The organism is Arthrobacter bambusae (genome assembly GCF_022606295.1).
In the GTDB taxonomy this organism is placed as follows: domain Bacteria; phylum Actinomycetota; class Actinomycetes; order Actinomycetales; family Micrococcaceae; genus Arthrobacter; species Arthrobacter bambusae_A.
This window is the reverse complement of sequence record NZ_JAHHZS010000062.1, coordinates 1-8,650: the sequence shown is the minus strand read 5'-3', so window position 1 is coordinate 8,650 and position 8,650 is coordinate 1. Positions and strand designations below refer to the sequence as shown.

Genomic DNA, 8,650 nt, shown 5'->3' with positions numbered 1-8,650 from the left:
AACGGGGGGAGAGGGGACGCTGGCCGGTCACCTAAGCCGCCCCACCCGCCACATCCTCGGAAAAGGACCCACAACCATGAATGCAATCACTACCGCGACCATCACCACCAAGGACACCGGCGAAGAGATCCATGGCGTTACCGTGCTGGGCGATTATCACATGAACGGCGGTTACGACTGGATGGAACTCATCGGCGAGCACGGCTGGGCCGTGATCCCCAGCTTGGGGTGCGATGGCTGGGACTTGGGCCAGTGGCCCTATGTCATGGTCGCCGGGATCCGCACCGCCGATGAGATCGGCAACCTGTTCGGCATGGCCACGTACTGCGAGGGCGACGTTCGGACGTACCGGTGCAAGTGCGTTATTCGATCCGTGCGCTATTGGAATAGTTCTCACTGCGCAGTTGAGGGTAGGCGTTCCATGATCGAGCGGCAATGTCTGCCCAGCCCACGGCCGCCTGGGCTTCCAGGCCAGTGAGATCGCAGAGGAGGCGGATGGGCAGGTGTGCGGCGAGGTTGGTCAGCGCTGCTCCGCGAAGTTGCCGAGTGTCGATTCCGAGCTGGGAGAGGCCGCGGGTCAGGGACGACGAGCTGAGGTGTCTGCCAGCGTTGCGTGAAGGGAAGAACCATCCGGTCGATTCTGGCGAGCGGTAGGAGTGTGTTTCCTGCCGGTACTGCTGGATCAGGTCAGCCAGCGCTGGTTCGGCCAAGATGTGCGAGATGCCGAACCAGAGGCGCGTTTCTGCGCCGTCGGTGGTGATCTTATCGTTGGTGAGTGCGGTGATCCGGGTAAGCCGTTGGGCGTAGAGACCAACGAAGAGGCCGGTGATCCGGAGACGTAACGGGATGCTGGTGTCCGTTTCGAGCCGTTGAACCGTCCAGCGGTAATCGGCTTCGGTCATCATGGACGCACGGTTATCGGTCTTGTTGTAGTCCATGGTGAGGCTTGGCATCAGTGCGTTGATGGAAGCCCATGAAAGAAACGCCGGCAAGTGGGTGCGCAGCCGTCGACCCGGAATCTCGAGGAGGCAGGTTTCCAAGTGCGTTTGGTTGGCTTCGCCGAGTTTTAGCCCGGAGGCTGCGAGATGTTCGAGGTATCGGGCTGCCATTGCCAGCTTGTCGCGACCGTAGTGTTGGGCGTTGCGGCTCAGGGGCGCGCGGCGGGCCTTGATTCGAAGATTCCGTCCGACGTTCCAGCTCAGATACGGCTCCAGGACGCTCCGTGCCTGAGGTGGCTGAGTCTGCAGGAAGTGCTTGGCCCAAGTCTCAAAGAGTCGGAGGTTTTCGTCACGGGTGGGCAGTAACCCTGAAGCTGTTAGTAGGCTGCGGACGTATTCGGCGGATTTGGGCCGTGGCCATTGATCCAGGGTGGTGTGTTCGAGAGGGAGCTCGTTGTTGACCAGCGCCCGGATCAGGTCAGCGGCGGGTCTGTTGCGGACGAAATCGGCGACGGCGGTCATGGTGCGGGCCTGCAGCAGTCGATGCCGGAGGGGTTCGAATGCGGTGTTGATGACGCCGGTTTTGTCGGTGATGAGTTCAAGGGTCCGGATCTTGGCGACGCAGGTGTAGCAGCGTTTCCCGTGCATGTTGTCTTCGCTGCCGCAGTCAATGCAGGCGTAATGGGCTGGTACTCCGGCGCACGAGGCGCAGCAAGGGGTGTTGTTCGGGCTGAGGTAGGCGATGATCCGCTTGTCCCCGCAGCCGGGACATGATTGGGCGGTGGTTTTGATCTGGCGGAAGCAGGAGCGGCATTGGGGTCCGCCCAGCCGGTAGCCGGCGATGCGGGCGACGGTGCCGCAGCTGTGGCAGGGAAGGACGGTGCCTGGGGCGCAGCGAGGGCAGAGCGGCCCTTCAGGGGTGCGCTTGTCCATTCCGCCGAGGGCGCCGCATCGGGAGCATTGCTTGAACGAGGCTGGGTTTTTCCTCCAGCAGGGCTTGCAATGCGCGACCCCGTCCATCCGGGCGACGATGATGGTTTCCTTTACGCAGATCCCGCAGGGGCGAAGGACCAGCCGTCTCTCGCAGCGGGCACAGACGCGTCGGCCATCGGGCAGGGTTTTGACGAGTAACCGCTCCTCATTGCATGCCATGCAGAGAGGCAACACGATCCCTGTGGTTCCGGTCGATTGCAGGTCCCGGAGCAGGCGTTGTGCCAGCCGCGGCATGTGTGGGTCGCCGTTGGTCGCGAAGTCAGGGACCTGTTGGGCGTATTTGCCCAGGATGCCCATGGCCCGAGTGGAGGAGACGAGCGTTTCGATCCAGGCTTTGAGTGTGGTGGTCCCCGCCTGACTGGTGGGGCCGGGGAGGGCTGCCAGGATCTCCGTTAACTGGCTGTTCAGCGGTTCACTCTCCGGGACGACGGATACGGGCTGGCACGGGTCGCAGATCACCGATGGGCTGCAGCCCGGCGGTTTCACCGGAAGCGGTGCGCTCGGCGGGAGCTGCCGTCGTGGCCCTCGTGAAGGTGATCAGGTCGTTGGGCGTGCAGTCCAAAATGTCGCAGAACGCGGCGAGGACCTCGAGGTTGAGCCGGGACGGGGTCGAGGTGACGAGCCGGTAGATCTGCTCGCGGGAGAGCGAGACGCCGTGTTCGGCCATCAGCGGCACCAAGTCGGTGGTCTGGTAGAGGCCCTTAGCGGCCATGAGCTGGCGGATGTTCCAAGTGATCACGTAAGCGTTGGTCATTGCTGCAGGCCTTGCTGTTCGGGGTGGCGGATCCTGGCCAAGGCTTTGGCGAGGATCCGGTTTTTATAGTCATCGCTGACATCGGTGTAGATCGCGGTGGACGAGGCATAGGAATGACCTACCTGCTCCTGGACGAACCGTTCCGGGTACCCGTATTCAACCAGATGGGTCACGTAGGAATGCCGCAGGCTGTGCAGGGTCAGCCGCGGGTCCAGACCGATCTCATCACGCAGCAGCGCGAATTTCTCGTCGGCGTGCCGCACCGACAGACGGGAGCGCCGCTCGGTCACCCAGACCGGGTTTGCGGCGCCGGGCCGGAATTTCGGCCGCGCCGCTTCGATCCACTGTCGCAAACCATCCACGGCCCAAGCGAACTCGGGCACGGCCAACACGGTCCGGCGGCGCGGAGGCCCACCCTTGATGGCCTTCGCGTGCCGGACATGGACGCTGCCATAGCTTCCCCACTCCGGGTTGTTCGGGTTTGAGCGAAGATCGGCCAAGTCAAGCATGCACGCCTCCCGCCGCCGCAGCCCGAACGCGTAAACGGTCTTGAAGAACTGCGCGTCGCGCAGCGCGCTGAGCGCGCCCTTCTTCTTAGCGGCGATGATCCGCTCGACTCTCAGGTCCGCATGGGCGAAAAAAGTCTCCGCTTCATCGAAGGTCAGCGGACGTTTCGCCGGGCGGGCCTCGAACTCCGCGACGTGGTGCCGAGTGTTCCAGTCATGGCAGATCTGTACCGGGTGGGAACCGAACCGCTCCTGGCAGACCTCGGGCCATTCATATCTCGGATCCGTAATGAACGTGCAGAACGTTCTGATCACCCCGTGATAGCCCCGCAATGTTGAATGCGAGGCCGGCTCGGGCCGATTGATGAGCGAGACCGTGAAGTCTTCCACGTCCGCCGGTTTCCACTGCCACGGATACTCGCCGGTGAATCGCGCAAACCGCTTCACCAGCGCAATGTTGCCCCGTGTCGTCTCCGGATCCAGGCCGCGGCTGAGCCGTTGACGTTCCCATCCGGCAAGCATCCCGACGAACACTGCCTCCAAGGGATCCAACGGAACAACGTTGGCCGGCAACCCTGCGGCCCTCAGTGAACGAACCATCAACTACTCCATCCTCAAAGCTGCCAAGATCTTTAGGCATCATTGAAGCATAAAACTACTTAATGATGCATTAGATGCAATCAAATGAGCGAAGTACCCTTTGGGAGGATCGAGAAAGTGCACAAAGTCCACAATCTGCTATTCTTTTGTTATGAATAGTGAAGATGAAGCAAAGTCCCTGTTGAATGTGCGCGAGACAGCCAAGCTGCTGGGCGTACACGAGAACACCGTAAGGAACTGGGTGAAAGAGGGAACATTGACCACAGCCCGGGTGGCCGGGTCGCGACAGCACCGTTTTGCCCGTGCAGAGGTCGAGCGCCTTCTCAAAAGCCGCGGCGAAAGAACATCTTCTGTAGCCCCCGCTCTGCGGACCGACGGACCCGAGTTGGTCAACGCCAAAGATCTTGACGTGTGGGCGGCACGCGACGATGCCAAGGGAGCCTTCCCGGAATTGATCCGCCGTCTTCTGGCAGTGACACCCGGAATCACTAATGTTCACGTGCGGGCGCACGAAGGTGTCGCGGCACCAGGCTGGGACGGTACAGCCACATCTACCGGAAGCACGTACCTCCCGGCCGGGGAGCTGCGCTTCGAGTTCGGAACGGAAACCAACTCGAAAGGCAAAGCGCAGAAGGACTATGACAAGCGTGTAAAAGCACTCCCTAATGACGCCGAATCCGTGTTCGTGTTCGCCACGCCACGCAACTGGGGAACAGGAGAGAAATGGGCAACTGAGCGCGCGGCAGAATCCAACTTTGCCGACGTTGTAGCTATCGATGCGCACCATCTTGAAGGGTGGCTCCAAGCCTCTCCTTCTGTGCACTACTGGATTTCCGAACGTCTGGGATACCGTCCTCGCGACGCGCAGACTATCGAACGATGGTGGAACTCGTTCCAGGGCCGGACCCCGTTTGCACTGCCACCTAAATTTTTTGCCGCCGGGCGTTCAGCCGCGTCCGATGACCTGCTTAAGGCCCTGACCGGTGCGGCGCAGGCCGATTCGATCGTGACACTGAAAGCTCAGTGGCAAGATGACGCTCTAGCCTTCATCTTCTCGACATTGGCGACGCAAGAGGACCTTCTCTGCCGCGCCATTGTGGTTACTGACGCAGCAGCATGGCAAAGATTGGTCGAGTCATCGGTTCCTCTCATTCTTGTTCCGCTCTTTGAGGGCGACCCCGACCTTGCATCGGCGATAAATGACGGACACCGTGTTGTCCTGATCGCCGAAACCGACGTCGTCGTTCGCGGTGGGAAAGGGATCGAGCTTCGAAAAATCGACCGCGTTGCCGCCCGCGAGGCCTTGAAGGCGACGGTTCCCGACTCGGACAAGGCAGAAAGGATGGTGGCTCTTGCACGTCGGAGCATGGCTGCCCTCATCCGTTCCATTGCGCTGGAGCCGCGCGTCCGCAAGCCGGACTGGGTCGCCAAGACAGAGCAAGCTGCCATCCTAGCCCCACTTGTTCTGGCCGGATCATGGTCGGACTATGACGGTGACCTCATCGTTCTGGAGAAGTTGGCCGGGCAATCGCGCGAAGAAATCGAGCGACTACTTAGGAGTCTTGCGCGCCGTAGCGACGCCCCTTTTGTCCGCTCGGGAGATACATGGAGGCTGACGTCTCCGGTGGAGGCGGCCCTCCTGCTTCTGCCGACGCTGACGCCCAGCGACTTGGCGCGTTGGAGTGAGGTGGTAGGGGATGTGCTGCTCGAACCTGACCCTTTCCAAGGCATGGATGCCGTGGCTCGATTGACGGCGAGTGCAAAGGGGGCGGTGCCGCATTATTCGAAGATCCTAAGGGGGGGAGTCGCGGCGGGTCTGGCGCTTTCGGCTGCGAGCCATGACGAACTTCCGTCGCACCTTCAAATGCAGAGCCGCGTCGACAAGATCGTCCGCGGATTGCTTACAACCGCAAATACCGACGTATCCGGTGAGACCTGGGCTCGTCTTGCGCACGCTCTGCCGGCTCTTGCAGAAGCATCTCCAGAGGTCTTTCTGGACGAGGTCGAACGTGACCTCGAGCAACCCACCCCTGTCCTTCGCACCATGTTTCAGGATCAAGCGCAGGACGTCGTATTCGGTCCGTCCTCGCCTCATCCGAGTCTTTTGTGGGCCCTCGAAACGCTGTGCTGGTCGCCTGACTATTTTTACCGCTCAGCGATGCTGCTCGCCAAGCTGTCCTCGATCGACCCGGGCGGTCGGCTCAGCAACCGCCCGATCGCTAGCCTTCAGACGCTCGTCACAGGCTGGCTTCCGCAAAGCGGAGCCACGGTCGACGCCAAACTCCAGGTAATCCGGCGGATCCTGCAGCGTGAACCCGGCGTTGGCTGGAAACTGATTATGGGAGTGTGGCCCGAGAACTACCCGACCGCGCTCGCCCCTCACATGCCCGAGTACCGTGATTGGAGTCCGGTCAGGCAATCGGTGACATACACCGATTGGGGTCACTTCGTCCACACGCTTGTTGCCATGGCCTTGGACGCCATCGTCACAGGCACGGACCGATGGCTCGAACTGCTTCCGAAGATTGGAAACCTTCCAGCCGATGAGCGGCAGGTAGTCATCAAAAGGCTCGGTGAGGCCGTTGCTGCGGACGCTTGGAACGAGGAAGAACGGTACGCGTTGTGGGAAGCTTTGACCGCTGAAGCTGACAAACACGAAGAGTATGCCGAGACCGAATGGGCCATGCCCGCCGAGGACGTGGCGTTGCTGCGTGCTGTTGCCGATGATCTAACGCCCGGTCAGGACCCCCGCAGATTCTCAAGTCTTTTTGATTACAGGCCACATCTTCCCACCGTCAAGTGGGACGAAGACGGGTACGACCTCGAACTTGCTCGCCTGCAAAACGATGCCCTCCAAATCGTCCTCGCAGTTGGTGCCGATGCGCTGACCGGGCTGACACGCGAAGCAAAAACACCGTTTGTCATCGGTCGCATGCTCGCGACAAGGACTGGCGCCCCGGAAGGGACGATCCTCGGTTGGCTCGACACGCAGGAACAAAACCTGCGACATGCCGCTCTGGTCTTCTCCACCGAAAAAATCAACGCTGAAGGCTTTTCCTGGATCAAGGCTGCAGTTGCCAATCCTGCCTTTACGGAACCCTCATCACAGGAAGCGCTCATGGCGGCCGTGCCGTTCGCGAAGAAATATTGGACGGAGATTTCCACCCTCGGTGTAGAGCTCGAAGCCGCATATTGGCAGCGGGCGCAACATCACGCCGTCGCGGCCGAGGAGAGAGCGGAAGCCATTGGTCTGCTCGTCGATCACAATCGGTCCTGGGCGGCTCTGGGGCTCCTCAGTGACATGCTTCATGGAAAGCAAGAACCGGGCGTTGACCTCATCAAGGTGGTCCTTAAAGCGTTGCGTGCGGGTCCTGGCCCGACCCACGACATAACCATGAGTAGTTACTACCTCGGCAATGTCTTGGAATACATGGAGCAGCATTTTCCCGATGACGCAGACCTTCCTGGATATGAGTTCTTTTTCTTTGAGCTGCTGCATGATCACCATCCCTCGGCCGCGCTCTACCGGGCGCTGGGAACGGAGCCAAGCGACTTCATAAGCATGATTAATGCCCTGTACCGTGGCGAAGACGAACCCAAAGGGTCGCCTACCGCACAAGAGAAGGCGTTCGCTCATGTGTCATACAGCGTTCTTCAACACTGGCACACCCTTCCGGGACTTGCCGAGGACGGCACCATCGATGGCCCTCACCTGACTACTTGGGTGCGAGACGCCCGTCTAGCCTTCGCGGACAGCAAGCGTGCTGCAATCGGCGATGAACAGATCGGCCAAGTCCTCGCGTCAAGTCCCGTCGGCACCGACGGCGTCTGGCCTGCAGAAGCCGTCCGGGAGATCATCGAGAACGTCGGTAACTCACGGCTCGACACGGGGCTGCACATTGGCAAGGTCAATAAGCGTGGAGTCACCAGTCGAGGAGTCTTTGACGGTGGAGATCAGGAACGCGAACTCGAGAAGCACTATCGGAAAATGGCGACAAAGATCTCCACTCAATGGCCACGCACTGCACGCGTGCTGCGAGGCATCGCGGATAGCTATCAACAGGACGCTCTCCGCCATGATTCCGCGGCCGAGAGAATGAGCGATGACGGCTAAACCGCCCGCGAGGTAATCAACTCTGGGTCGCTCTCGTCACCGCCGCACCCCAGTGCGAGCTCCTCATCCCAGCAAGTTTCGATCGTCTCCCCTTACTGAAGGAAAGCAGAGGCCGGCCCCGAGGGGCCGGCCTCACGCCGTTAAAAGGCGTCGCGGGTCAGCCGCGAACGAAACTCCCGGTACCTTCGGAGGCCTCAAGGATGATGCATCCAACGAATAATGCCCGGTGACCTTCTACAGGACCAAGGCCCGGTTCTGGGATGCGATCAGCGAACAGGCGTTCTTCCATTGGAAGAACGGACAGGCCCAGGGACCGGAAGACCTGCCCGTGGCGGCGGCCGAGCTGCCCAGCCGGTATCGCCGGCCGTGCACCGTCTTCAACGCCGCCTAACCACACGGCGAAGGGGTTCCCCGCTCCGGACGGAGCGGGGAACCCACCCCGAACCTCCGTCGCCGCGGCAGACTCACTTTCCGTGCTGGGGCGGTCCGTCGTCGTGGCCGGCTGGCGCTGTGGTCACCGGCGACGGACCGCCGTCCGCATGAGGGCCGCCGCGTGGTGGCTGATGCCGGCGGCCTGCCCCAAGGGGATGGCCGGGGCGGGTGGATCCAGCCGCGTCCCCGGGCATGTCCTGGTTTCCGCTGCGCTGCAACCAGGCAATAAGGGCGTCCGCTTCGCGGCCGGCTGTTGGGTCCAGAGCGCGCCGTCGCAGAGCTCCGGACCCCCTGGCCCTGTTGTGTCTACGAC

The 8,650-nt window shown here is 61.4% G+C and carries 6 protein-coding genes and 1 pseudogene; 3 read left to right on the top strand and 4 right to left on the bottom strand.

The annotated features are described in order from the left end of the window. Positions 1-76: 76 nt before the first annotated feature. A pseudogene (locus KNN17_RS22585) lies at positions 77-391 on the top strand (hypothetical protein); the annotation flags it as partial. Here the strand turns inward: KNN17_RS22585 and KNN17_RS21640 are convergent. The 3 genes from KNN17_RS21640 to KNN17_RS21630 are packed head-to-tail and all read right to left on the bottom strand — an operon-like array spanning position 363 to position 3,791. Next, the gene (locus KNN17_RS21640; RefSeq protein ID WP_241710911.1) at positions 363-2,390 is read right to left on the bottom strand and encodes a zinc ribbon domain-containing protein; all 2,028 of its coding nucleotides are present in this window, start codon (positions 2,388-2,390) and stop codon (positions 363-365) included. The pseudogene KNN17_RS22585 and the gene KNN17_RS21640 overlap by 29 nt on opposite strands. Next, positions 2,344-2,685 (bottom strand): helix-turn-helix domain-containing protein, encoded by a 342-nt coding sequence (locus KNN17_RS21635; protein WP_241710910.1) that lies wholly within the window; start codon positions 2,683-2,685, stop codon positions 2,344-2,346. Before KNN17_RS21635 ends, KNN17_RS21640 begins: the two co-directional genes overlap by 47 nt. Continuing rightward, positions 2,682-3,791, bottom strand: coding sequence for a tyrosine-type recombinase/integrase (locus KNN17_RS21630; RefSeq protein ID WP_241710909.1), 1,110 nt, complete (start codon positions 3,789-3,791; stop codon positions 2,682-2,684). The genes KNN17_RS21635 and KNN17_RS21630 overlap by 4 nt, the downstream gene beginning before the upstream one ends. Before the next feature lie 151 nt (positions 3,792-3,942). Here KNN17_RS21630 and KNN17_RS21625 point away from each other — a divergent pair, with 151 nt between their 5' ends. After that, a complete protein-coding gene (locus tag KNN17_RS21625) occupies positions 3,943-7,905 on the top strand; it encodes a helix-turn-helix domain-containing protein (protein ID WP_241710908.1) in 3,963 nt (1,320 codons plus the stop codon). A 226-nt stretch (positions 7,906-8,131) separates the two neighbouring features. After that, on the top strand, positions 8,132-8,296 hold the full coding sequence (locus KNN17_RS21620; RefSeq protein WP_241710906.1) for a hypothetical protein: 165 nt from the start codon (positions 8,132-8,134) through the stop codon (positions 8,294-8,296). A gap of 123 nt (positions 8,297-8,419) precedes the next feature. On the opposite strand, the gene KNN17_RS21615 is transcribed toward KNN17_RS21620, so the two are convergent. Next, the coding region (locus KNN17_RS21615) for a hypothetical protein (RefSeq protein ID WP_241710905.1) at positions 8,420-8,650 on the bottom strand (231 nt) is incomplete at its 5' end.

Coding starts and splice junctions, on each gene's coding strand:
- KNN17_RS21635 (WP_241710910.1), bottom strand. CDS start 2,685: ATGACCAACGCTTACGTGATCACTTGGAACATCCGCCAGCTCATGGCC.
- KNN17_RS21630 (WP_241710909.1), bottom strand. CDS start 3,791: ATGGTTCGTTCACTGAGGGCCGCAGGGTTGCCGGCCAACGTTGTTCCG.
- KNN17_RS21625 (WP_241710908.1), top strand. CDS start 3,943: ATGAATAGTGAAGATGAAGCAAAGTCCCTGTTGAATGTGCGCGAGACA.